This window comes from Erythrobacter sp. AP23 (assembly GCF_001542855.1).
Classification (GTDB): Bacteria; Pseudomonadota; Alphaproteobacteria; order Sphingomonadales; family Sphingomonadaceae; genus Qipengyuania.
Map to the genome: position 1 here is coordinate 101,877 of NZ_LNBY01000001.1, position 23,466 is coordinate 125,342.

19 protein-coding genes, 2 tRNA genes and 1 pseudogene are annotated in these 23,466 nt (G+C 62.3%); 13 read left to right on the forward strand and 9 right to left on the reverse strand.

Annotation, left to right across the window (positions count from 1 at the left end; all coding sequences use genetic code 11):
- Nucleotides 1–91: 91 nt before the first annotated feature.
- The 9 genes from ASS64_RS00490 to ASS64_RS00530 all read left to right on the forward strand — a co-directional run bounded on the left by ASS64_RS00490 (nucleotide 92) and on the right by ASS64_RS00530 (nucleotide 8,708).
- Nucleotides 92–328, forward strand: a complete 237-nt coding sequence (locus ASS64_RS00490) for an acyl carrier protein (protein WP_006834437.1) — start codon at nucleotides 92–94, stop codon at nucleotides 326–328.
- A gap of 92 nt (nucleotides 329–420) precedes the next feature.
- The gene (fabF, locus tag ASS64_RS00495; RefSeq protein WP_067688237.1) at nucleotides 421–1,680 is read left to right on the forward strand and encodes a beta-ketoacyl-ACP synthase II; all 1,260 of its coding nucleotides are present in this window, start codon (nucleotides 421–423) and stop codon (nucleotides 1,678–1,680) included.
- A gap of 1 nt (nucleotide 1,681) precedes the next feature.
- A complete protein-coding gene (mltG, locus tag ASS64_RS00500) occupies nucleotides 1,682–2,653 on the forward strand; it encodes an endolytic transglycosylase MltG (RefSeq protein WP_067688240.1) in 972 nt (323 codons plus the stop codon).
- Nucleotides 2,650–3,180, forward strand: coding sequence for a 2'-5' RNA ligase family protein (locus ASS64_RS00505; protein WP_067688243.1), 531 nt, complete (start codon nucleotides 2,650–2,652; stop codon nucleotides 3,178–3,180). Before mltG ends, ASS64_RS00505 begins: the two co-directional genes overlap by 4 nt.
- Nucleotides 3,181–3,207: 27 nt before the next feature.
- Nucleotides 3,208–3,891 (forward strand): Crp/Fnr family transcriptional regulator, encoded by a 684-nt coding sequence (locus ASS64_RS00510; RefSeq protein WP_067688246.1) that lies wholly within the window; start codon nucleotides 3,208–3,210, stop codon nucleotides 3,889–3,891.
- Between the two features lie 80 nt (nucleotides 3,892–3,971).
- Nucleotides 3,972–4,048 (forward strand) — tRNA-Met (locus ASS64_RS00515).
- A 359-nt stretch (nucleotides 4,049–4,407) separates the two neighbouring features.
- A complete protein-coding gene (locus ASS64_RS00520; protein WP_067688249.1) occupies nucleotides 4,408–6,819 on the forward strand; it encodes a PAS domain S-box protein in 2,412 nt (803 codons plus the stop codon).
- 189 nt (nucleotides 6,820–7,008) lie between these two features.
- A complete protein-coding gene (moaC, locus tag ASS64_RS00525; protein WP_234002272.1) occupies nucleotides 7,009–7,533 on the forward strand; it encodes a cyclic pyranopterin monophosphate synthase MoaC in 525 nt (174 codons plus the stop codon).
- Nucleotides 7,530–8,708 carry a molybdopterin molybdotransferase MoeA gene (locus tag ASS64_RS00530; protein ID WP_067688251.1) on the forward strand — a complete coding sequence of 393 codons (1,179 nt, stop codon included), beginning with the start codon at nucleotides 7,530–7,532 and terminating at the stop codon, nucleotides 8,706–8,708. Before moaC ends, ASS64_RS00530 begins: the two co-directional genes overlap by 4 nt.
- A 92-nt stretch (nucleotides 8,709–8,800) precedes the next feature.
- Here ASS64_RS00530 and ASS64_RS00535 read toward each other — a convergent pair.
- Nucleotides 8,801–10,114 (reverse strand): annotated as a pseudogene (locus ASS64_RS00535) (acetyl-CoA acetyltransferase); the annotation flags it as partial.
- 417 nt (nucleotides 10,115–10,531) lie between these two features.
- On the opposite strand from ASS64_RS00535, the gene ASS64_RS00540 reads away from it, so the two are divergent.
- The 3 genes from ASS64_RS00540 to ASS64_RS00550 are packed head-to-tail and all read left to right on the forward strand — an operon-like array spanning nucleotide 10,532 to nucleotide 14,782.
- Entirely contained in the window at nucleotides 10,532–12,691 is a 2,160-nt protein-coding gene (locus ASS64_RS00540) for a TonB-dependent siderophore receptor (protein WP_067688257.1), read from the forward strand.
- 11 nt (nucleotides 12,692–12,702) lie between these two features.
- Nucleotides 12,703–13,290: a hypothetical protein gene (locus ASS64_RS00545; RefSeq protein ID WP_067688260.1), complete on the forward strand. Its 588-nt coding sequence runs from the start codon at nucleotides 12,703–12,705 to the stop codon at nucleotides 13,288–13,290.
- Between the two features lies 1 nt (nucleotide 13,291).
- A complete protein-coding gene (locus ASS64_RS00550; protein ID WP_083508094.1) occupies nucleotides 13,292–14,782 on the forward strand; it encodes a PepSY domain-containing protein in 1,491 nt (496 codons plus the stop codon).
- 76 nt (nucleotides 14,783–14,858) lie between these two features.
- On the opposite strand, the gene ASS64_RS00555 is transcribed toward ASS64_RS00550, so the two are convergent.
- The 8 genes from ASS64_RS00555 to yghU form a co-directional block, all read right to left on the reverse strand.
- The gene (locus ASS64_RS00555) at nucleotides 14,859–15,071 is read right to left on the reverse strand and encodes a hypothetical protein (protein WP_157075039.1); all 213 of its coding nucleotides are present in this window, start codon (nucleotides 15,069–15,071) and stop codon (nucleotides 14,859–14,861) included.
- Between the two features lie 2 nt (nucleotides 15,072–15,073).
- The gene (locus tag ASS64_RS00560) at nucleotides 15,074–15,517 is read right to left on the reverse strand and encodes a MarR family winged helix-turn-helix transcriptional regulator (RefSeq protein WP_067688266.1); all 444 of its coding nucleotides are present in this window, start codon (nucleotides 15,515–15,517) and stop codon (nucleotides 15,074–15,076) included.
- A 4-nt stretch (nucleotides 15,518–15,521) separates the two neighbouring features.
- Nucleotides 15,522–15,815 (reverse strand): putative quinol monooxygenase, encoded by a 294-nt coding sequence (locus tag ASS64_RS00565; protein WP_067688269.1) that lies wholly within the window; start codon nucleotides 15,813–15,815, stop codon nucleotides 15,522–15,524.
- A 236-nt stretch (nucleotides 15,816–16,051) separates the two neighbouring features.
- Entirely contained in the window at nucleotides 16,052–17,290 is a 1,239-nt protein-coding gene (locus ASS64_RS00570) for a PepSY domain-containing protein (protein WP_067688272.1), read from the reverse strand.
- Nucleotides 17,290–19,443, reverse strand: a complete 2,154-nt coding sequence (locus tag ASS64_RS00575; protein WP_083508095.1) for a TonB-dependent siderophore receptor — start codon at nucleotides 19,441–19,443, stop codon at nucleotides 17,290–17,292. Before ASS64_RS00575 ends, ASS64_RS00570 begins: the two co-directional genes overlap by 1 nt.
- A gap of 240 nt (nucleotides 19,444–19,683) precedes the next feature.
- Nucleotides 19,684–19,758, reverse strand: a tRNA-Gln gene (locus ASS64_RS00580).
- Between the two features lie 14 nt (nucleotides 19,759–19,772).
- A complete protein-coding gene (locus ASS64_RS00585) occupies nucleotides 19,773–21,182 on the reverse strand; it encodes an MFS transporter (protein ID WP_083508096.1) in 1,410 nt (469 codons plus the stop codon).
- 69 nt (nucleotides 21,183–21,251) lie between these two features.
- Complete coding sequence (gene yghU / locus ASS64_RS00590) at nucleotides 21,252–22,103, reverse strand: glutathione-dependent disulfide-bond oxidoreductase (protein WP_067688278.1); 852 nt, start codon at nucleotides 22,101–22,103, stop codon at nucleotides 21,252–21,254.
- Nucleotides 22,104–22,197: 94 nt separating this feature from the next.
- Between yghU and ASS64_RS00595 the strand changes: the two genes are divergently transcribed.
- Nucleotides 22,198–23,199 (forward strand): DNA topoisomerase IB, encoded by a 1,002-nt coding sequence (locus ASS64_RS00595; RefSeq protein ID WP_067688281.1) that lies wholly within the window; start codon nucleotides 22,198–22,200, stop codon nucleotides 23,197–23,199.
- The last annotated feature ends 267 nt before the right edge of the window (nucleotides 23,200–23,466 follow it).

The following is a 23,466-nucleotide window of genomic DNA, read 5'->3' on the forward strand; positions in this document are numbered from 1 at the left end:
ATAGCGGAAAATCAGTGGCCCTTGCCTAAGCCTGCGCCGTTCATTAGGGCGACAGGCAATTCATAAACCCCCAAATTCGAGAGGGACAAAAATGAGCGATACTGCCGACCGCGTGCAGAAGATTGTCGTCGAGCACCTCGGCGTCGAGGCCGACAAGGTCACCCAGGAAGCAAGCTTCATCGACGATCTCGGTGCGGACAGCCTCGACATCGTCGAGCTGGTTATGGCCTTCGAGGAAGAATTCGGCGTGGAAATCCCCGACGATGCTGCCGAGAAGATCACCACGGTCGGCGACGCGACCAAGTACATCGAAGAGCACAAGGGCTAAGCCCTGCTGCCTTCATGCCCGCTACCGTGCGGGTTCGGACAGGCCCGACCCGCTAACAGGGCCGGGCCTGTTGTCTTTTTGCGGAGAATAGCATGCGTCGTGTGGTCGTAACCGGACTTGGCCTCGTCACCCCGCTGGGCGGCGATGTCGAAACCTCGTGGAAGAACCTGATTGCGAGCGAGAGCGGGGCGGGACCGATCACCCGCTTCGATGCCTCGAACCAGAAGGCGACCATCGCCTGCGAGGTGAAGCCGAAGGACCACGAATGGGGCTTCGATCCCGACAAGCGCGTCGACCACAAGGTGCAGCGCCAGGTCGATCCGTTCATCGTATACGGGATCGATGCCGCCGGACAGGCGCTCGAAGACGCCGGGCTCACCGAGATGGACGACGACCTCAAACAGCGGACCGGCGTTTCAATCGGCTCGGGTATCGGGGGATTGCCGGGCATCGAAAGCGAATCGATTGTCCTGCATGAGCGCGGACCGGGCCGGGTGTCCCCACACTTCGTCCATGGCCGCCTGATCAACCTCATCAGCGGCCAGGTTTCGATCAAATATGGCCTCATGGGCCCGAACCACGCGGTCGTTACTGCCTGTTCGACCGGAGCACACTCGATCGGCGATGCGGCGCGCATGATCGCGCTCGACGATGCCGATGTGATGCTGGCGGGCGGTGCGGAAAGCACTATCAACCCGCTGGGCGTCGCCGGTTTCGCGCAGGCGCGCGCACTCAACATGAGCATGAACGATCGCCCGACCGAGGCGAGCCGCCCCTATGACAAGGATCGCGACGGCTTCGTCATGGGCGAGGGCGCAGGCGTGGTGGTGCTCGAGGAATACGAGCATGCCAAGGCACGCGGCGCGACGATCTATGCCGAAGTGGTCGGCTATGGCCTGTCGGGCGATGCCTATCACGTCACCGCGCCGCACCCCGAAGGCAAGGGCGCCGAGCTGGCGATGCGCATGGCACTCAAGAAAGCGGGGATGGCCCCGGGCGACATCGATTACGTCAATGCGCATGGCACGTCGACCATGGCCGACACGATCGAGCTAGGCGCGGTCAAGCGCGTTATGGGGGACGACCTTGGCGGCGCGTCGATGAGTTCGACCAAGTCGGCAATCGGTCACTTGCTCGGGGGGGCAGGCGCGGTGGAAGCGATCTTCTGCATCCTCGCGATCCGCGATCAGGTGGTTCCGCCCACGCTCAACCTTCACAACCCCGATGAGGGCACCGAGGGCGTGGACCTGGTCCCGCTCAAAGCCCGGCAGCGCGAGGTAAGAGCAGCCCTCAACAACAGTTTCGGCTTCGGCGGCACCAACGCATCGCTGATCGTCAAGAAGGTCGACTGAGGTGAAGAAGGCCGGGTGCCTCCTCGCAGGCGTCCTTTCGCTGGCCCTTGCCGTCGGGGCGATCTGGTTCCTCTCCGGCTGGTGGGGCAGTGCCAAAGTGGAGGAGGACACGAGCTTCATCGTCCCCTCTGGCGCGAGCCTCACTTCGGTCGCGGAGAAACTCGCCGACGAAGGTCTGATCTCCGATGCCGACGGGTTCCTGCTGCGGGCGAAAATCTTCGGCTCGTCCGACCCGATCATGGCGGGCGAGTTCCTTCTACCGGCCGGTGCCAGCAATGCAGCCATTCTCGACACCTTCCAGCACGGCGAGGTCATCCGCCGCTTCGTAACCATTCCCGAGGGGCTGCCCTCGATCCTGGTACACGAGCGGTTGATGGCGGAAGAGCATTTGACGGGCGAGATTCCCGTTCCGGTCGAAGGCTCTGTACTGCCCGACACCTATGATTTCGAGCGCGGCGAAGCCCGTAGCGCGGTGCTTGCCCGTATGCAGGCGGCGATGCAGAATTACCTTGCAGAGGCTTGGCCCAAGCGCGCGCCCGATATCGCGGTCGACAATGTCAGGGACGCGGTGATCCTAGCTTCGATTGTCGAAAAGGAGACCGGCAAGCCGAGCGAGCGACGAATGGTCGCCGGACTTTATTCGAACCGGGTGAAAGACGGTATGCTGCTGCAGGCCGATCCGACGATCATCTACCCGATCACCAAGGGTAAGCCGCTTGGGCGCCGCATCCGCCAGTCCGAAATCGCCGCGATCAACGACTACAACACTTACACGATGGTCGGCCTTCCCAAGGGACCGATCACCAATCCGGGGCGCGAGGCGATTGCTGCCGTGCTCGATCCCGCCGAGACCAGCGCGCGCTACATGGTCGCCGACGGCACCGGTGGACACGCCTTTGCGGAAACGCTGGAAGAGCATAATCGCAACGTCGCCGAGTGGTTCGAAATCCGCCGCGAACGCGGGGAAATGTGAGCGGCGCCACCGACGCTCCACTGATCGTGACCGCGCAATTGCCGCACGATCTCCACGCGCGCTTCACCGCTCTGCGCAACGAGCATTTTCCGCCCGAGCGCAACTATCTCGAGGCGCACGTCACGCTGTTCCACGCGCTACCGCCGATGTGCGAGGGGGAAGCCGGCACCTACCTCAAGAGCATCGCCGCCGAATTTGCGCCGGTCGAGGGGCGGGTAGAGGGGCTGATGTCGCTAGGGCGCGGCACGGCTATCAAGCTGTCGAGCCCCGACATGCTCTCGCTGCGGGACATGATCGCAGAGCATTTTCGCGGCATGCTCACCCTGCAGGACCAGCATCGCCCGCGGCTCCATGTCACCATTCAGAACAAGGTCAGCGGTAAGGAGGCCAAGGCGCTGCAATCGGCGCTGGCTGGATTGATCGAGCCGCGGCCCTTTGCCTTCCGCGGCCTCGCGCTGTTCCGTTATCGCGGCGGACCGTGGGAGCCGGTAAAGGAATTTGCATTCAGGGGCCGCGGCGCGGCATAAGGGCCGCATAGTCAGGGGGACCGGAACATGGCCGGACTTACCACGATCTTGGCCTATGGCGCGGCCCTGCTGGCCGTCGTCGCCATGGCCACGACAACCATAAGGCAGTTGCGTTACGCGATGCTGACTGCCGGGCTGGCGGCGCTCGGGCATTTTGCACTCACCGACCAGATCGGCTGGGCGATCGTCTGCTTTGTTTTCGTTGCGGTGAACGGTGTACAGATCTGGGTGCTGCGCCGCCGGGCCCGGCGCGGGGCGATGCTTGAGGAAGAAGTCAGCCTGTTCGACCGGCTGCTCGGCATCGACGATCCCGGTCGCCAGCAGCATCTGCGCGATCTGATGCAATGGCGCGATGTCGAGGAGGGCGAGGTGCTGATGCGCCAGCATCAGCCCGACCCGCCGCTGATCTATGTTGCGCGCGGCGGGGTGCATGTCGAATGCGATGGCAAAATCGTCGGCACCTGCGGTCCGGAAGAGTTTCTCGGCGAAATGAGCCTTGTGTCCGGTCAGACCGCTTCGGCCACCGTGATCGTCGCCCAGCGCTCCCGTGTGGCGACCTTCGACCGCGACGCGCTGGCGCATTACGCACGCGCCGTGCCCGAGGTCGACACGGCGCTCACCCACGCCCTCAATCGCGGTCTCGCGGCCAAGGTAAGGCGTATGAACGAGGTGGCTGCGCAAGGCTCGGCGGAAAACGCGCCGAAGGCGTAATTGCGCGGTTGACCATGCGTGCCGACCGCCCTAAATGCGCCGCCTGCCGTGCGGGCGTCTGCCCCGGCATGCCTCTTTGGGGCGGAGTAGCTCAGGTGGTTAGAGCAGCGGAATCATAATCCGCGTGTCGGGGGTTCAAGTCCCTCCTCCGCTACCAAAACTTCCCGTAGATTAGGAAGCCGATCGACTGCAGCGACTGCGATCGCTGACGACCGATATGCCGTGGGCGCACTGGGAACGGGTCGAACCGCGGCCTCCGGGCGGTCCCTTGACGATTGCCGAGTGCCGGTGTCCGCCTTTTCTCGGTGCTCTGCTCGCGGGCAATTGGTTAACGATTTGGTAAGGATATTCGCTCAACCATCATTGCCATATCGGTCCCGGTTGGAAACCAACGGGGAATTGCCGCATTTTTAATGGGTTGAGTTGCGTACTTGGGGTCTGTCGGTAGGAATCTCGGTTCCCGCCTAGTGTTTTGGATGGATGTGGCTGATCCGCCGGGATCAGGGGGTTTGAAGGATGCCAGATACTCGAGAGATGACGGCGGAACGCCTTGGCCAGATCGTCGAGGGCGCCGCGGCGGAAATCTATATTTTCGGCCACGACGACCTTCGCTTTCTTCTCGTAAACAAGGGCGCGCGGGACAATCTCGGTTACTCTAAAAAAGAGCTGGCTCGCCTCCACCCGTGGGATCTGAAGCCCGACTACACCAAGAAACAATTCATCGAATTCGTTCGGCCGCTGCTCGACGGCCGCGAAGAGCACCTGCAATTCGAGACCGTCCACGAGCGGAAGGATGGATCGACCTACGACGCCAGCGTGCGCCTGCAACTTATCTCGAGCGACGACCTTCCGGTTTTCTATGCCGCGATCCAGGACATCACCGAGCAGAACCAGGTGCGTAAGGAGCTCCAGGAAGTATCCGGCCGTCTCGATGCCATCCTCAATAACACCACCATGGCAGTGTTCATGATGGACGAGCGGCAGCACTGCTCGTTCATGAACAAGGCCGCGGAAGAGCTGACCGGATACACATTCGAGGAGACCCGAGGCAAACCGCTGCACGATGTGCTGCACCACACCTATCCCGATGGTCGGCCGTTCCCGATCGAGGAATGTCCCATCGACCGTGCCTTTCCCGAGAACCACAAGACGCAGGGCGAGGAAGTCTTCGTCCACAAAGACGGCAGCTTCTATCACGTCGGCTTTACAGCTTCGCCGGTGATAGATTCCGACGGGACCCCCGTGGGCACTGTCATCGAAGCACACAACATCGAAGAAGAATTGCAAGCCAGGGAAGCTCTGACTTCGTTCAACGCCGCATTGAGGAACCGGGTGGACGAGGCAATGACCGAGCGGGAAGAGCTCGAAGTCCAGCTCGTTCAGGCACAGAAGATGGAGGCGCTTGGCCAGCTAACCGGCGGAGTGGCACATGATTTCAACAATCTGCTCCAGGTAATCGGCGGCAATCTGGAGCTGCTCAAACAGGACCCGATCATCGATGGGCGCAATACTGCGCGCATCAACAATGCCATTTCCGGAGTCGAGCGCGGGGCGAAGCTGGCCTCGCAATTGCTCGCCTTCGGCAGGCAGCAGCCGCTCAATCCCAAACCGATCAATGCCGGTCGCGTCCTGCGCGGGATGGGCGACATGCTGCGCCGCACGCTGGGCGAAATCGTGCAGATAGAGACCATCGTTTCCGCCGGTCTGTGGAACTGTCTGGCCGACCCGCGGCTCCTGGAGAATGTGCTGCTCAACCTGGCGATCAACGCGCGCGATGCGATGAACGGCCGGGGCAAGCTGACGCTGGAAGCTGGCAATGCCTCGCTGGACGAAGAATACGTCGCCGCAAATCCCGACGCCTCGGTCGGAAAATACGTTATGATCGCGGTAACCGATACGGGACGTGGCATCCCCGAGGAGAGCCTGTCGAAGGTCTTCGAGCCGTTCTTCACGACGAAAGCACCTGGCGAGGGCACGGGATTGGGCCTTTCGATGGTCTTCGGTTTCGTCAAGCAGTCGGGCGGGCATATCGCAATCTACAGCGAAGAAGGGGAGGGCACGACCGTCCGCATCTATCTTCCGCGGACGCACAAGGAGGAAATGTCCAAGCGCCCAGCATCCGGATTGGTGACTGCCCAGGGCAATGACGAGGTAATTCTGGTCGTGGAGGACGATGAGGATGTCCGCGCGACCGTGGTCGAACAGCTCGGCAACCTCGGTTACCGCGTAATCGAGGCATCGAGCGCCGATAGCGCGCTGGCCATCATCCAGTGCGGAATTTCGATCGACCTACTGTTCACAGACGTCGTCATGCCAGGTAAATTACGCTCTCCCGAGTTGGCGCGCATGGCCAAGGAGCGAATGCCGAACCTCGCGGTTCTGTTTACCTCGGGCTATACCAAGAACGCGATCGTCCATGGCGGGAAGCTCGATGACGATATCGAGCTGATCAGCAAACCCTATTCCACGGAGCAGCTAAGTCAGAAGATTCGGGCGACGTTGGACATGGCCTGCGAAGCTGAGGCCGCGGACACGATCGAAGCGGTTAGGGATCGCCAAAATGGCAATGGTAAGGGCACCGACGGGGACCGGATCGGCCGGGCCCTTGTCGTCGAGGATGAGCCGCTTATCCGCATGACCTTGATCCGCCCCTTGGAGCGCGCCGGCTACGAAGTCTTGGAGGCCGATTCTCTCAAGATGGCACGGGAAAGGATCAAACGTACCCAAGTCGACGTCGTCGTCTCCGATTTCGGGCTGCCGGACGGTAAAGCCACTCAGTTCCTGCAAGAGGTCCTGCAGAAGAACCCCGACGTCGACATCGTTCTGGCGACAGGCGGCAATGTCCCCGAAGAGCTGGAGCAGATGCCCGTTTCGATTCTCAGAAAGCCCTTTTCGGGTGATGCCCTAAAAAAGGCGCTGGGACTCTAGATCCGGCCGCGCGGACCTCCGGCTGGCCGAATTCGTCGATCCACTTCGACGACGGCCAGTACCGGAAATTCCGCCACGGGTGCTTCACAAGGAGTTAGCGCAGCCGACGCCCCTGATTGCATAGCCACGGCTGACGCGGTTAGAAATACCTCGGCATGGCGCACCTAACGTCCTCGACAGGATGCGCCTATGATGCTGGAAGCGATACACTACAGAATTTCGGAAAAGGAACTGCAGGTGGCCGAGCTTTCGCACATCGACGAACAGGGCCGGGCGAGAATGGTCGATGTGGGCGACAAACCTGTCACCCGGCGCAGGGCGAGCGCTGAGGGTGAATTGCGATGCGCGTCCGAAACGCTTGCGGCAGTGAAGGCAGGGCAGACGCCGAAGGGTTCAGTCGTCGCAACCGCGGAATTGGCCGGAGTTATGGCCGGCAAGCGAACCGCCGATCTGATCCCGCTGTGCCATCCCTTGCCGCTCTCCAAGGTCGAAGTCTCGATCGGCCTCGATGAGGAACTGCCCGGTTTTCGGGTTGCCGCCATAGTCCGCACCGAGGGTCGTACCGGCGTGGAAATGGAGGCGCTGACCGCTGTTTCGGTCGCCTGCCTAACGTTATTCGACATGCTCAAGGCAATCGACAGGACGATGACGATCGGGACGATCCGCGTGACCTCGAAGGAGGGTGGACGCTCCGGTAATTGGCAGAGGGCATGATCTGTTTCGACGCGGCGATGGCGTTGCTCAAGCAGCATGTCGCTGCACTGGGAAGCGAAATGGTCGCGCTCGAAGACGCGGCGGGGCGTATCCTTGCCGAGGATCTCGTCGCCGCGCTTGCGTCTCCGCGGCTCACAGTGTCGGCCATGGATGGCTATGCAGTGACCGAAGCGGGACTGGAACCGGGCCGCGCGCTGTGGATCGCCGGAGAAGCGCGTCCTGGCAAGGCTTACGAGGCGCGGTTGGCACCGGGCGAGGCGGTGCGGATATTTACCGGGGCGCCGCTGCCCGACGGCGCCGATCGCGTCATCATGCAGGAATGCGCGCAGCGTGACGGCGAAACCGTGAGATTCGCCAAAGGCCATGGCCCCGCGCGACATGTCCGCATCGCGGGAAGCGATTTCGCCAAGGGCGACGTCCTGCTGGCAAAGGGGACGCGGCTCGGGCCCAAGGCGCTGGTTGCCGCTGCCGCCGGCGATAGTGGACGGGTTCTGGTAGGTAGCCGTCCCCGGGTCGCAGTACTTGCTACGGGCGACGAACTGACAGACCCGGGCCGCGCGCGGTACGAGCCCAATGCCATTCCCGACACCATCAGCCCTGCGCTCGCGGCACTGGTTCAGACTGGTGGCGGCAGTGTCGTCGCCCGCCATCGTGCGCAAGACGATTTGCCCGCGCTGGAGAAACGGGCAGGGGAATTGCTCGGCACAGCTGATCTGATAGTCGTGACCGGGGGCGCATCGGTCGGTGAGCGCGATTTCGCCAAGCCGATGTTCGCCGCCCACGGACTGGAACTCATTTTCGACAAGGTGGCGATCAAGCCGGGCAAACCTGTCTGGCTCGGTCGGGTGGGGCCGAGCACCGTGCTCGGCCTGCCGGGAAACCCGACCTCGGCGATGGTGACCGCGCGTTTGTTTCTCGTGCCGCTGCTCGCCCTGTTACAGGGCGGTGCCGGAGAGCATCATTGGCGCGCAATGCCGCTTGCATTGGACCTGCCAGAGACCGGCGACCGCGAAACTTTCGCCAGGGCCAGCTGGGAAGAGGACGGCCTGCGCCCTCTCGGGAATCAGGACAGCGGCGTACAGGGCGGACTCGTGCGTGCGGATTGGCTGATCCGGTGCCCGCCGGGGCAGGCGAAGCGAGTAGCTGGGGAAACGGTCCGGGCTATCCGGTTCTGAACTCAGCCGCGGTGCCAGATCGCCAGCTCTCCGCCCTCGCGGCGGATCACGCCGCCAGCGCCGACCGGTTCGCGTTTCCCGTCCGTCAGAAATGCGATGGTGCCCGCATCCGCACTGGGAACGCTGGCAAGCGTGCGCGATCCGTCCGGCGTCTTTGCGACGATCACGCCCGACCTTGCCGACCCATCGCGGTGATAGTGCACGGTGTAGCTCTCGATCGTCGCCGGCCCCGTATAGTCTTCGTCCAGTGGCGGGACGTCGCCGCGCCGCTCGTCGGCTTCGGCCTGATAGTCGAAATCCTGCGGGAAGGTGGCATCGGTCGGTGCGCCGGACAGGAGGATCGTGTGGTTGTGCGTCGCATAGCCGCCATTGGCGAACAGCAGACCCTTGTCCTTCGTGCCGCGCAAGTTCCGCACCATCGCGACAACTGCATGGCTCATGTAGTTACCGATGGGCCCGCCGCCGAAGGTGAGGCCACCGAAAACCGTGGCGGGTTTGTCGAGTGGCCAGCGAAGGACCCGGCGTGCCATTTTGGGGACGCAGGGAAAGCAGCTGTAAAGTTCGACATGGGCGAGATCGTCGGCATTCACGGCATTGAGTTTCATGGTCCGCTCGATCGATGTCGCGAGGCTGGGCGAGGCATCGTAACGGTCGCGGGCGAGGAAGTTGCCGCTCTCATGCGCGGCCGCGCCGTGGCCAAGCCATACCAATCTGTCCTCGGGGATGCCCCTGCGCCGCGCTTCGGCCAGCGAGGTAACGATGAAGCCCGCGCCTTGGTTGACCGAGGAATTGGCTACCTGAAACTTGGTATAGGGAAAAGCGATCAGGCGGTTGCCGCACGAAGGCGTGATCACTTCATCCGCGCTGATCGGCTTGCGAATCCATGCGCCCTCGCTGTGGGCTGCAACCTCGCTCATCCCTTCCCAGATCGCACCGCTTTCCGCCTGCCCTTCGGCAAGAGTTTGGCCATAAGCCGCGCGCCCGGCATTCTCGTACAAGGGATAGACGTCGGTCGGCACCACCAGACCGTAGCTCTGCGCATGTCCCTTGCGGACACGATGCGTCGCATCGCGTAGTGCATTGGGCTTATCGCCATTTTCCCGCTTCTTGAGCGCGGCAAGCTGGCCGGCGGTGCGAAGCGCCTCGCCGCCCGTGATGGCGCAGATTTTCGTTTCGCCCTTGCCGATACGATTGGCGGCTTCGTGCAACAGCAGGATAGGGCTGTCGCCATTGGGAAGGGCGGTCTGCATCCGGTGAATTGGATCGATGCCCAGCGCTTCGGCCACCTTTCCGTCGATCGGATTGAGCTGCGGCCAGGCAAGTTGGGCGACCACTGCAAGCGAGTCGCAATCGGCGAGCAGTCCGCCGCCCGCATCGGTTTCGGCGCGGCGCAGTGCCTGGACCATCAGGGCGACGGGGTCGAGTCCATCGCCGGGCACTTCGGGCCGATCGTTGATCTGGCCGACGCCGACGATGACGGGGGTATACTCGGGATCCTGTTCGGGCACGCACGCTCTCCTCTCCACGCCATGCCTAGCAAGCAGGTTTCACGCTGCAACCGGAAGTTCGGAGTGGTTTGACCGGTTGGCGGGGGCTCGGGCGACCAACGCGGCAAGGAGTTGGACGGTCGGGCTCCCGCTACCTGCTCAACCGACGCGGAGATCGAAAGCCGTGTTTCATCTAGCACCACGGCTTCGGTCGCTCATGCAAGGCCGGCGAGCACCGGCTCGACTCACGCCGTTCGATCAAAAGCCCCTAATTGCGATTGACTCGCAGAAGCATTATCGCCAACAGCGCCGGCGAATTCGAAACAGGGTCAATCAATGCGCAGAACCATCACAGCATCTCTCCTTCTCTCGACGGCGTTCGCCGGCACGGCAAGCGCCCAGGAGGCAAGCTCCGTAGCCGTCGACGAGGATGAGGACGTCATCGTCGTGACAGGCGAAGTGTCGACCTTCGGTGCAACGAAATCCGAAACCCCCATCATCGAAACCGCTCGTTCGGTTTCGGTTATCAGCGCCGAGGATTGGCGCGAGCGAGGCGCTCTGACGCTGGATGACACGTTGAATTACACCGCCGGCGTGGTGGGCGATACGTTCGGCTTTTCGACGCGCGGCGATTTTCCGCGGGTGCGCGGCCTCGACGTTCCCGAATATCTCGACAATATCCAGGTGCTCTTCGGGTTCTACAATAATGCCCGCTCCGACATCTTCACCCTCGAACAGGTAGAGGTGCTGAAAGGCCCCGCATCTGTCCTATACGGGCAGGGTTCGCCCGGCGGTATCCTCAATACTGTCAGCAAACGCGCCGGACCCGACGCGATCGGCAGCGAATTCTATGTCGAATACGGGACCTTCGACCGGACGCAGGTCTCGGCCGATATCGGTGCAGACCTGTCTGGCGACGGCACGCTCACCGCGCGACTGGTAACGCTATTCCGCGATGCGGATACGCAAGTCGATTTCGTCAACGACGATGCGTTCATCTTGGCCCCTTCGATAACCTATGACGATGGGCGGACCGTCGCGACCTTGCTTGCAAACTACACCGATCGCGAGAGCGATACGGCACACCAGTTCCTGCCACTTGCCGTGACTGCCTGTGCCAGCGAGGAGGTCACGGTATCGGAACCGAACATCTGTTCCGGCAATATCGGCCAGGAAGTCGACGCTTCGCTCTATGTCGGCGATCCCGCATTCAACCGTTACGATAGCGAGAGTTTCTCGCTCACCGGGTTTTTCCAGCATCGGTTCAGCGATGCGCTCGGTTTCGAAGCAACCGCACGCTATCGCGACAACAGTGCCGCTTACAGGCAGGCCTGGGTGTCGTTCCTTGGCAGCGGCAATCCGCGTGTCCTGGCGGATGGCACGGCAGCGGGTCGCAGCTGGTACGATGCACCGGCCGGCTCGGATCAGTTTGCGGTCGACGGTCGGCTCCGCGCGCGCTTCGATACCGGTCCGATCGAGCACGAGGTGCTGGCCGGCATCAACTATCAGTCGGTCGACACGCTGACTGAAGCCTCCTTCCTCTATGCCCTCCCGACGACCTTCAACCTACTCAATCCGATTTACGATGGCTTGGAGATTCCGGCCGAGGCAGCGTTCGATGCAGTACGCGGAAGCTCGATCAACGAGATCGATAGCGTCGGCTATTACATCAACAACCAGATGACACTCGGCGACCTCGTGCTAAACGCGGGCGTCCGGTTCGACGAGCTGGAGACCGGCAACGGCACCACCAATCAGGACGACAGCGCGACGAGCCTCAGCTTCGGCGCGCTCTACAAGATTTCCATCGGTCTCAATCCCTATGCCAGCTATGCGGAAAGCTTCCAGGCGGTGGTCGGCAACGACATGGTTACAAACCAGCCGCTGCTGCCGCAGGAAGGCAAGCAGATCGAGGTCGGACTGAAGTACCAGCCACCCGGAACGCGCACTTATGTGACGATAGCCTATTTCGACATCGAGCAGTCCAATCTGCCCAATCCGGCCGGGCTGCCTAATGCGCCCTCACAGCAGGAGGGCGTCGCCAAGATCGACGGTTTCGAAATCGAGGCGCAGACGGCGATCGGCGATCTGAGTATCGATGCCGCCTTCAGCGTGATCGATACGCAGGATCCCGATGGCGCGCGTTTCCCGAGCGTCCCCGAAGTGCAAGGCTCGGCCTGGGCATCGTGGCGTCCGTCGTCCGGCTCGCTCAAGGGGCTTGCCCTGGGCGCAGGCGTCCGCTTCGCCGGAGGCAACGAAAGCAGTGGCACCGCTTTCCTCGCGGCCAATGGCTTTGCCCCTACGCCGGTTTTGATCGAAACCGACGGCTACACCGTTTTCGACGGCCTGATCGGTTACAGCTTCGATCGTTACTCACTCACCCTCAATGGCCGGAACATCTTCGACACCGAATATTACGGCACCTGCCTTTCGCGCGGCGACTGTTTCCCCGGTGAAGGCCGGACGGTACAGCTGCGCGCCGGTGTCCGGTTCTAAAGGCAGTCGCGATGATGGCTTGGCAGATCGGGGGCACTATCCTGGCAATTGCGGGTGTCGTCGCTCTCTATCTGTCATGGCGAAGCCGGCGACGCAGTTGGCCGCTGGTTCTGAGCGGTTGGACCCTCTTGCTCGGCGCGGTCGTCGCGTGGGGAAACACGAGCGGCGTTGACAAGGGGCCGGCGCTCGGGATCGTCGTGGTTGTCATGGTCGCGAGCGCCGGGGTGCTGCTCGTCGCGGTGCGGGCGCCGGTCAAACCGCGCCGCAGGATCGAACCGCGCGAACCGCGCATAGTGGCACAACTGGTCGAACGACCGGGAAGAAAGAACCTTGCGATCACGGCCAATGCGGTGGCGATCGTCTTGTTGGGGTTTCTCACCTCGATTACCGTTGCGACGGCCATTTTCATGGCCGGCCGGTCCGCTGGAACGGAGCACACGGCCAACCTTACGGTAACGATGTTTGCTTTCCCGGTCCTCTGGGCCGCACTCACCACCTTCATCGGTTACTCGCGCAGTATGGTGGCCCGAGCGGTCGTGGTCTTCGGCGCAATGGCCATATCTGCGGCGATCATCGGAGTGACATCAACGGGAGGCTGAAATGGCACGGATCAAGAGATCGGCCATGCGGGTCGCGAAATCGCTCGAAGCGCACCGACTGTTGGCGATAGTTTTCGGTGCTCTGCTCTACATTCTAGCGGCCACTGGCACACTCTCCGTGTTCAACCACGAGTTGCAGCGGTGGGAACAGCCAAATGTCCCGGAGATGGCCTCGATCGCGCCCGAGGCGGCCGAGCGAGCGGCATTGTCGGTGCTCGAAAGCGAGGAGGTTCCGACCACCCATCTCTATGTGAACTTCCCGCAGGAAGACCTGCCGCGTACAGTCATTACCACGGACACGCAGGCGTTCTTCGCCGCGCCCGACGGGACGATCGCCGGTCCCGAAGAATTTCCCTGGACGCAGTTCCTGCTCGACCTGCATTACTATCTGCATCTTCCGCAGACACTCGGCCTGACGGTGGTGGGCGCGCTCGGCGCTATGCTGATTGCGCTCTCGTTTTCGGGGCTTTTGGCCCACCCGCGCATCTTTCGCGATGCCTTCACCTTTCGGCATGGGGCGGGGCGCCTGACTACGATCGACCTGCATAATCGGCTAAGTGTCTGGACGCTGCCATTCCATTTTTCCAATGCGCTGACCGGTTCGATCCTCGGACTGGCAAGCGTTCTTGCCCTTGCCATCGCCGCGGTTGGCTTCGACGGCGATACCGGCGCGGTCTTCGATCCGGTGTTCGGCGCCGAACCCGAGCCGATCGAAGGCCAGGCCGGGACAGCATCGATAGCTGAACCGCTGGCCTTCATGGCGCGCGAGTTCCCAGAACTCGACGTGACCTATTTCATACTCCACGATCCGGGCACTGCGGGGCAGCACAGTTCGGTCATCGCCGAACACTCCGACCGCTTGATATTTGGCGACTACTACAACTTTACCTCGGAGGGTGATTATCAGGGTAACGTCGGTATCTCGGATGGGACGATCGGGCAGCAGGTCACCGGCGCGGTGTACAATGTGCATTTCGGGAACTGGGGCGGGCTGCCGGTCAAGCTGGCCTATCTTGGGTTCGGTCTTGGGCTGTGCGTCATAATTGCGAGCGGGCTCAGCATTTACTTCGCCAAGAGGGTAGCCAACGGCCGTCCTGCGCCGCGGCTTGCGGGCGCCTGGCAGGGCGTGGTGTGGGGAACGCCGGCCATGCTCGCGGTGACATTGGGATTGTCTTTTTTGGGCCTCGAGGGTGCGGGATTGGTCACCGCATTCTGGCTGGGTCTCGCCATGCTGGTTTTCCTTTCGGGCTTGGCCGGATCGAGCCGCGCGAAGGAAGCGGTGCAAGCGCTCACGGCTCTGGCACTCCTCTCGGCCCTCTTTGCATATGCGCTACGCTACGGATCGGCCGTTCTGTCCGACGCCGGGTTGGGTGTGTCGACCATCGCTATGCTGCTGGTTGTCGCACTTGTGACAGCCGTCATTCGCTCGAGCGGCAAGGTCGGTCACCGCAAGGGCGGACAGGCCGAATGGGTGGGTCAGCCCGCGGAATAGGCGCGGCCCCAATTGCTTGGATGCGACTGCGTCTCTGGCGCCAAGATGTGTGACAGAAACGGAAGACAATTGCCTTTCAAGAGGTGCTTCCCAGAAGGCGGGATGCAAGCCGTTGCATTGCAGGGCCGAGTATTAGGCCGATGAGCGGGACGAGTATCGCCGTCAAAATCAGCGTTTGTAGGCCGAGCGAAAGGTCGCCTGGCAGTAGCCCAAGCAACACGAGCATCGCCGTCACAAGAGGCCAAACCACAAGCCAGACAAGGAAGGTGCGCAAGAGAACGATCTGCATTTTCACGCCTCGCCCGCCGACATCGCGCGATGCAGGATTGCGAAGTAGCCCGGCAGGACTTCGCCGAGCTTGCTTTGGCCGGTTCGGGTCAGGGAGACTTCTTTCGACCTCGCGTCGTCCTCGTTTGCGGAGATCGCGATCAACCCCGCTTGCTCGAGGCCTTGCATCGTGCGCGTAACCACGGGGCGGGATACGTCCAGCCTTTCGGCAATCTCGCCCACCGTAAGAGAGGTGCGATCGGGTTCTCGATCGATAAGGATAAGTGTGAGAAACCGCAGTTGCGAGAGGCCACGCGATGCGAAATAAGCCTCGAGTTCGCGGATGAGGAGGCTACCGGCGCGCATGAGTTCGAGCGCGCCGAGTACCTTGGCGGGATCGACACCATCGAAGCGATCCGCATATCCCTCGACCATTCGCCGACTCGGCAGTTCCTTCAAGAAGAACATGCAGCTAGCGAACCGGGCGCAGGTGCAGGATTTCCGGCTCCTCGGCCAGCCATTGCCTGTAGGCTTCGAAGACGTCCTGCGTGTAGGATTGAGCGTGATGCGTTTCGAGCGCAGCCTCGTCGCGCCACTCTTCATAGAGATGCAGGGATCCCGTGTCGGTATTCTCGCTTAGCCGGAACTCGATACACCCCGGCTCCGCCCGCGTGCGCTCGATGATGTTGCAGATCGCCGCGCGGGCAGCATCGAAATGGTCTGCATGGGGCCTGATCCGCGCGATGACAGTCAGCTGGCTACTCATAATCACTCCATTAGTTAGCATGATAAATATATGGGTTCAGGCAGCGTGGGTCAAGATCCCGCGTGTTCCAAGGTTGGACTGTCCGCTGCGCCCCGCGAACTTGGCATCGATAGGGTTGGCGAGTGTGCAAAGCTGCCGGTAGTTTTGGGGGCGCAGTGAGATCACCTCTCCTGGAGAAACGCGGCCGGATTTCTCGAGCGGGAAACCGGATGGGCCAAATGGCTGCGATGGGTTGCTCAGCGCGTTGCGATCAGTACTCCGAGAAAGGCGAAGCCGATGGCGATCAAAGCGCCCGACAGCCAGCGCCATCGCTCCATCCCGACCCACATGCCGCGGAAGCTCTGGCGCAAAGAGACCCCATCGCCGCGTTCCTTGGCTATCCGTAAAGAGTAAATTGCCGCACCCGACAATGCGAGGCCGGTCATCGCCAACCCGAACAGGAACCATGGAATCTTGGTCCAGTAGCCGCCGAAGTTTCCGAAATGCAGCGGATCGGCCATTTCGGAGATGCGCTGGTGGACATTGAGATCGCGCCCGTCGGTAGTCAGCAGGACTTCGGCAGTTCTGGCATCGACATAGACGGCGTTCGAGCGCGGCCGCACCAGCACCGCTTCATACTCGCCATTGAGTTCGAGCACGCCATCTTCGCCCGGCAAACGCACGTTTTCCACGCGCAGACCGGGATATGCGGCCAGCGCTGCATCCACCGCCGGTCCTAAATCGCCAGGCCTCGCAATGATCTCGGTCGGAATTTCACGATCGACGCGGGGATGCGGCGCTGCGTTGCCGCCCAGGCTCTCGACGAAGTACCAGATGCTGGTGAGCGTGATCAGCGCAACGAACCACAGCGACCAGACCCCGGCAAGCCGGTGGAAATCGCCCCACCAGGTCCGGGCATCGCGCGTCCGCAATGGCTTGGTGAAGCCGCGCCACCATTTCTTGTAGACGGCGAAGGAGGTGACGAGGCTGATCAGCAGGAGAAACGCCAGCGACGAGACGATCGGCACGCCCAGCCAGGTTGGCAAGTTGAGATGCCGGTGCATGTTCCTGAGCACGCGTTGCGCATCGACCCATGGGCCGGTCCCGAGGATCTCGCCGGTCGATGGATGCGCATGGAGGAAGAAAAGGTTGCCGGCCTCGTTCTCGACCGTCACCTTCGCAGCAAAGGCCGAGGCAGTCGGCGCCAAAATCGCATTCGCCTTGGCGACGCCTGGATATTCGGCTGCGTTGTGCGCGATTTCGGCCCAGGCCACCGGTCCTTCCACGCTGGAGGGGGCGACGCGCAGGCTGGGCTGGAGCAGCCAGTCGATCTCCGCGCTCAGCACGGCCAGCGTCCCGGTGAACAGGATGAAGGCCATGAACAGGCTGAGCTTCAGCCCGACCCACTGATGCACCACCCACCACGTGCGGGCGGCCTTGGGCGCGGCTTTTCGATGCAGTCTGTGCTGCCTTTCGATATCCCGCGCCAGTTCCATCAGAACCTGTATCCCACCTCCACGAAGAGCGAACGGGGCTCGCCGGGGAAGTGGCCGGTTCGCTCGATAAAGCCGGAAGCAGCGTATGTGGTATCGAACAGATTATCGACGCGGACCATCGCGCGGATCGGTCCGGTTTCGTAGATCAGCGAGGCATCGAAAACGAAGTAGTCGTTCACCGGTTGATCGCTGAGGCTGACGCGATCCGACACATAATCCCCGCCAAACGCGACCGCCAGGCCGAGATCGGGGAACTGATAGCGCGTCCAGAATCCGAGCTGGTGCTCGGGCGCGTTGGCGAAGCGATCACCCACGCTGTTAGAAAATCCGCCTCCGCCATTGTTCTCGGTAATCCGCGTATCGTTGTAGCCGTAGGCGAGCGTGGCCACCCAGTTGGGCGTGATGTCGGCGGCGATATCGACCTCGACACCCTTGCTTGTGACTTCGCCGAAAGCGACAAGATCATCCACGCCGTCGCCGCCCACATCGCCTCGCGGATCGGTCTGCAACAGATTCTGTCGGCGGATTTGGTAAGCCGACAGGCTCGACTGGATGCGTCCGCCCATCAGCGCGGTCTTGATCCCTCCCTCGACGATGTCGCCGGTCGTCGGCGCGAATGGACCACCGGCGAGCGGATCCTGGTCGTCAACGTCTTGGGGTTCGAAACTGTCGGCATACTGCGCGAACAGGGAGATCTCGTCGGTAACGCGATAGACAGCTCCTGCGCGATAGGTGACTTCTTCGTCTTCGAATACCGTTCCGTTCGCATTGTCGGTGAAGCTATCGAAGCGGACGCCGCCGGTCAGGATCAGGCGGCCGATCCTCAATTCGTCGAGCAGGTAAAAACCGAACCGTTCGCTGTCGGACAGCGATGTACGAAAGGCGGGGAGTGCGTAGGAGGTCGGGTCGGTTCGGCCGTATTGCGGATCGAACAGGCTCAGCGGATTGGGCAAGCCCGCAACATTGCTTGTTGTGCCGCGCAGCGCACGACCGGTGAAGTTGCTTTCGGCATCGAAGAAATCCGCGCCGACCAGTACGCGGTTGCCAAGGTTGCCGCCCAGGTCTGCGGACCAGACCGCATTGGCACCCAGCGAAAAGGTCTCCTGCGCACGAAGCTGGTCGCGAAACTGGCGCACCGAGGAATCGATTTGTCCGTCCCCGTCGGAATCGAACAGCCCGCGCGGCTCGTGATAGTTCTGCATTTCCACCGCATCATTGTAGCGCGCGGTGACATCGATGCTGAGATTGGGGGTCACATCGACCTCGATCCGGCCCTGGACGACGTCGGATTCCAGGTTGAGGAAGTCGCCCGGCTCGTTGTGATTCCAGCGGCGGCTGGTGCGGAACTCGCCATTGGCGTCCACCGGCACACCCCGCAACCGGTTGGCGTCCAGCTCCTGATCGTACCGCGTGGCCTGCAGGATGATCCGGGCCGGTCCTTCCTCGAATGAGACGCCGCCATCGACGATCAGCGTCCGCGAGCCGGCATTGAAGCGGAACAGGCCGCGGTCTTCGTAGAACACGCCGCCGCGTGCAGCGAAACCTCCGCCCAGTGGTGCGTTGATCTCTGCCGAACCGCCCACACGATCCTCGGTGCCGAGGATCGCCTTGATCTCGCCGGTGAACTCGTCCGCATCGGGTTTCTTTGTGATGTAATTGAAGAGACCGCCGGGGGCGCCCGGACCATAGAGCATGCCGCTCGGGCCCTTGAGGAACTCGACCCGCTCGACGTTGAAGAGCTGCGGCACCGAAAAGCCGGCGTAGGGATCGCCGCGCAATCCGTCATAGAAGATTTCTTCCTGCCGGAACCCGCGTGCCGTCACGCCGGCATAGCTGAAAAAGCTGACGCCGGAGATATTGCGATAGAGATCCTGCGCGTCGCGGGCGCCCTGGTCTTCGATCAACTCCTGCGTGATCGAGGTGACGACCAGGCTCGATTCGAGCGGAGGCGTCGCCAGCTTTCCCGAGCTGGTTTCATCGACGCGGTACAGCTGCTGCGCGCGCCCGGTCACGATAATTGCGTTTGCGAGCGGCGTTTCCGCCTCGGCCGAGCCGCCATCGGCTTGCGCCATCGCCGGTGCTGCCGTCAGCCCCAAGGCTGCGCCCGACGCCAGGAAAGAGACCTTGAGTACCTTCGAACTGCGTACGTGCATCAATAACCTCGAATAGCGAATCGCCAAGATTGGGCGGCTGTTGCGTGATGCGACTAATTATCATTAGCACTACGAGCAAGATGTTTTCGCGCGTCGTTTTGCACAGTCGAGAGGAAAGCCGGGCGGCGTAGCAGCGGACCGGTCGAAGCGTCCGTGCGATTGGGCACCACTGCGCTTCGGCGAGCGGCGTGACCGTGGCGCCATGAGGCGCTTGCGCTATCTTGAGTTATATCGGGAAGTTGGCTGGGGTGGCAGGGATCGAACCTGCGAATGCCGGTACCAAAAACCGGTGCCTTACCACTTGGCTACACCCCAGCAGGTGCGCGCCCCTATAGCGCCTCCGGCGCGGAAGGGAAGGGGGTGGGCGCCGATTGCATGCGCCGCTCGGCCAGCTCGCCCTCGAAATGCGCAATCGTCTTGCGATCGAGCTTGTAGAAGAACATCGCGGCCCCTGCGGGGATGATGATGGCAGCGGGAACGATCGCGAAGGCCAGGTCGATGCCAAGCTTTGCGGATTCGGTCTGGGCAGCGCCTGCTTCGAAACCGGTCAGTGCAAACAGCATTCCCGGCAGCGCTGCACCGACCGCCACACCGGTCTTGATCGCGAAGACCGCGCCGGAAACCGCCAGGCCGGTCATTTGCCGACCGGTGGACCACTCCAGGTATTCGGCGATGTCGGTGAACATCGAATAGGCCAACATCATCATCATGCCGAGTCCGACCCCGACGAAGACTTGCGCCGCGGTCTGGGGCCAAACCGCGTCGAGCGGCATCACGTGGAAGACGGCTATGGCTGCGACCTCGATCGACCCGGCAAGGATCAGCAAGTGCGCCTTGTCGAAGCGCCTCGCCATGGACGCGGCAAAGATCACCCCGACCAGCTGTCCTAGTGCGAAGGCGGTGTAGAACAGGCCGATTCGATCGAGGAAAAGGAAGAGCGGAGTGCCGTCATCGCCCGCTACATAGCGAAACCAGAACAGGGCGCTGCTTGCTCGCGATGCGAGTGCGACGGGGGTCAGCATGGCGGCGATCGCAACCGCTATCCAGGCAGGCGTGCGAACCAGCAGCTTGACATCGTCGCGCACGCGCCCGTTCGACGGTACGGGCGGGATGCGTTCCTTGCTCGCGAAGAAGGCGATAAGCAACGACAGCGCCCCGGCGCCCGAAATGACGAACATGGTCAGCATGATGCCGCGCCGCTCGTCGCCCGCGCCCAGTTCGCGTACCAGCGTCGTCGCGATGACAGCCACGGCCACCACCGCCAGGGCCGAGAAAACCATGCGATAAGCGGCGAAGGATGAGCGCGTGTCGGCATTGGGCGAAACCACGCCCATCAGCGCCGAATAGGGAACGTTGGTCGCGGTGAAGGCCACCATCGTCAGCGTGTACGTGACATAGGCCCACACCAGCATCGCATCGCTCGATAACTCGGGCGCGGCGAAAATTGCCGCACCGAACAGGCCGAAGGGAACCGCTCCCCACAGCAGATAGGGTCGGTAGCGCCCCCAGCGGCTGCGCGTGCGGTCGCCGATCGCGCCCATCACCGGATCGGTCACCGCGTCGAAGAACTTGGTCAGCAGCAGCATCAGGCCCATTGCCGCAGGGCCAACGCCGCCCAGCTCGACGAAGAAGTAGAGCAGGTAGATGTTGAAGAAGTTGATGTAGAAGGACGAGGCGAGATCGCCGATCCCATAGCCGATCTTCTCCAATCGGCCGGCCGCGGGAAGCGGCTTAGTCAAACTTCGGTCCTCCCATGAAACCTATTGGGACCTCATGGGAGGGGGGAAGTCAAGTGCGGGCGGATTGCGTCAGAACTTCTTGCCGTCGAAATCGGCGGCCGAATGCCGCTCGAGCAGCTGTTCGTCCTCGTCGCCCCAGGCCTTGTTGACGATCCGGCCGCGGCGGACGGCGGGGCGTTCGGCAATCTGCTTCACCCAACGCTCGACATTCGCGTATTCGTGGATTGAGAGGAAGGTCTTCGCCTCTTCGTAGATCACGCCGAACACGAAGGGTGCGATCCACGGATAGGCCGCGATGTCGGCCACGGTATAGTCCTTGCCGCCAAGGAACTCGCTATCCGCCAGGCGTTTGTCGGCGACGTCGAACAGGCGCTTGGTCTCCATCGCATAACGGTTGATCGGATATTCGTATTTCTCGGGCGCATAGGCATAGAAGTGGCCGAAGCCGCCCCCGATGAAGGGTGCGCTGCCGACCTGCCAGAACAGCCAGCTGAGCACTTCGGCGCGAGTCTGGTCGGTCGGCAGGAAAGCGCCGAATTTCTCGGCCAGATGCATTAGGATTGCGCCGCTTTCGAACACGCGCACGGGTTCGTCCCCGCTACGGTCGAGCAGCGCCGGAATCTTCGAATTGGGGTTGAGGTGGACGAAGCCCGAGCCGAATTGGTCGCCTTCGCCGATATCGATCGTCCAGGCATCGTACTCCGCGCCAGAATGACCCGCCTCGAGCAGTTCCTCGAGCATAATGGTCGCCTTTACGCCGTTGGGCGTGGCGAGCGAATAGAGCTGAAAGTCGTGCTTGCCGACGGGGAGAGGCTTGTCCTCGCGCGCGCCTGAAGTCGGACGGTTGATGTTGGCGAAGCGGCCGCCGTTCTCGGCATCGAAAGTCCAGACCTTGGGCGGGTTGTAGGTTGCGTCTGCCAATTGCGTTCTCCTCGTTGCGGGGTGGCTAGTTCACCCAACCGTTCGTCGCAAGGTGGGGAACCGTGACAGCGACCCCACGGTTCTTCCCTTCGCTATGACGAAGCTCATCTATGTCGACGACGATCTGCCCGGCATTACGCGCAAGGGCGCGGGCAGGGGATGGGCCTATTACGATCCCGAAGGCAAACTGATCAACGATCCGGAGGAAAAGCGCCGGCTCAATGCGATCGCACTGCCGCCAGCCTATGGCGATGCCTGGTTTTGCCCCGCACCCAACGGCCACATCCTCGCCACCGGCGTGGATGCGAGGGGTCGTAAGCAATATCGCTATCACCCCGAATTTCGCACGGCGCGCGAGGGCGAGAAGTTCGACAGCTGCGTCAGCTTCGGGAGCCTATTGCCGCTGGTTCGCAAGCGTGTGGACGACGATCTGCGCGGCCGCACACTGACCCGCGAGCGGGCGATCGCCAGCGTAGTGCGGCTGCTCGACCTGGGCGCGGTTCGTATCGGGAACGAAGGCTATGCAAAGCAGAACCGGAGCTTCGGTGCGACGACTTTGCGTAAGCGGCACGCCGAACTGACCGGCAAGACCTTGCGGCTGCGCTATAAGGGCAAGGGCGGCAAGCCGCGCGAGGTGACGCTATCCGATGGCAGCCTGTCGCGGCTGGTGCGCAAGATGCAGGATTTGCCCGGCCAGAACCTGTTCAAATACGTCGACGAGGAGGGCGAAGTGCAGGCGGTGGGCTCGTCCGACGTCAACGAATACCTCGCCGAAACCATGGGCGAGCGGTTTACGGCGAAGAATTTTCGCACCTGGCACGGCAGCGTGATGGCCTTTCAATGCCTGCTCGAAGGCGAGGGCGATCTTCCGATCAAGGCATTGCTCGACTGTGTCGCGGAACGGCTCGGCAATACGCCAGCGGTGACGCGCAAGAGCTATATACATCCGGCGGTGATCGATCTGGTCGAGCGGCAGGAGGAATGGCGTGCCGAGGCGCGCCTGCCGCGTGCGACCAAGTGGCTGACGCGCGAGGAGCGCGGGCTGATCGAGCTGCTTCAGACAAGTCCTGCGGCGGCGGAATTGCTGGCTGCCTGAGAGGTGCCTTGCATATGGTATCCTAAAGGGATACTGGGCGGACATGCACTTGGCAGGGTTTAGGATACGTGCCTTTCGAGAGGCGCATGATCCGCCGCTTAGCGCGGAGGAATTCGGCGCGCGTTTCGGCGATCCCGAACCCTGGCCCAGCCGCACCGTCTACGGCTGGGAAGCCAAGGGCAAGATCGCCCGCGCATCGGTCCAGAAACGCCTTGCCGAACTGGGCGTTTGCCAGCCCGCCGACTGGCTCGAACCCGCCCCTGAAGA

What these genes read in the sequence shown, in the direction of transcription:
- ASS64_RS00490 (WP_006834437.1), top strand. Translation starts at nt 92, where the DNA reads ATGAGCGATACTGCCGACCGCGTGCAGAAGATTGTCGTCGAGCACCTC.
- fabF (WP_067688237.1), top strand. Translation starts at nt 421, where the DNA reads ATGCGTCGTGTGGTCGTAACCGGACTTGGCCTCGTCACCCCGCTGGGC.
- ASS64_RS00510 (WP_067688246.1), top strand. Translation starts at nt 3,208, where the DNA reads ATGGCCGGACTTACCACGATCTTGGCCTATGGCGCGGCCCTGCTGGCC.
- ASS64_RS00520 (WP_067688249.1), top strand. Translation starts at nt 4,408, where the DNA reads ATGCCAGATACTCGAGAGATGACGGCGGAACGCCTTGGCCAGATCGTC.
- moaC (WP_234002272.1), top strand. Translation starts at nt 7,009, where the DNA reads ATGATGCTGGAAGCGATACACTACAGAATTTCGGAAAAGGAACTGCAG.
- ASS64_RS00530 (WP_067688251.1), top strand. Translation starts at nt 7,530, where the DNA reads ATGATCTGTTTCGACGCGGCGATGGCGTTGCTCAAGCAGCATGTCGCT.
- ASS64_RS00540 (WP_067688257.1), top strand. Translation starts at nt 10,532, where the DNA reads ATGCGCAGAACCATCACAGCATCTCTCCTTCTCTCGACGGCGTTCGCC.
- ASS64_RS00545 (WP_067688260.1), top strand. Translation starts at nt 12,703, where the DNA reads ATGATGGCTTGGCAGATCGGGGGCACTATCCTGGCAATTGCGGGTGTC.
- ASS64_RS00550 (WP_083508094.1), top strand. Translation starts at nt 13,292, where the DNA reads ATGGCACGGATCAAGAGATCGGCCATGCGGGTCGCGAAATCGCTCGAA.
- ASS64_RS00555 (WP_157075039.1), bottom strand. Translation starts at nt 15,071, where the DNA reads ATGCAGATCGTTCTCTTGCGCACCTTCCTTGTCTGGCTTGTGGTTTGG.
- ASS64_RS00560 (WP_067688266.1), bottom strand. Translation starts at nt 15,517, where the DNA reads ATGTTCTTCTTGAAGGAACTGCCGAGTCGGCGAATGGTCGAGGGATAT.
- ASS64_RS00565 (WP_067688269.1), bottom strand. Translation starts at nt 15,815, where the DNA reads ATGAGTAGCCAGCTGACTGTCATCGCGCGGATCAGGCCCCATGCAGAC.
- ASS64_RS00570 (WP_067688272.1), bottom strand. Translation starts at nt 17,290, where the DNA reads ATGGAACTGGCGCGGGATATCGAAAGGCAGCACAGACTGCATCGAAAA.
- ASS64_RS00575 (WP_083508095.1), bottom strand. Translation starts at nt 19,443, where the DNA reads ATGCACGTACGCAGTTCGAAGGTACTCAAGGTCTCTTTCCTGGCGTCG.
- ASS64_RS00595 (WP_067688281.1), top strand. Translation starts at nt 22,198, where the DNA reads ATGACGAAGCTCATCTATGTCGACGACGATCTGCCCGGCATTACGCGC.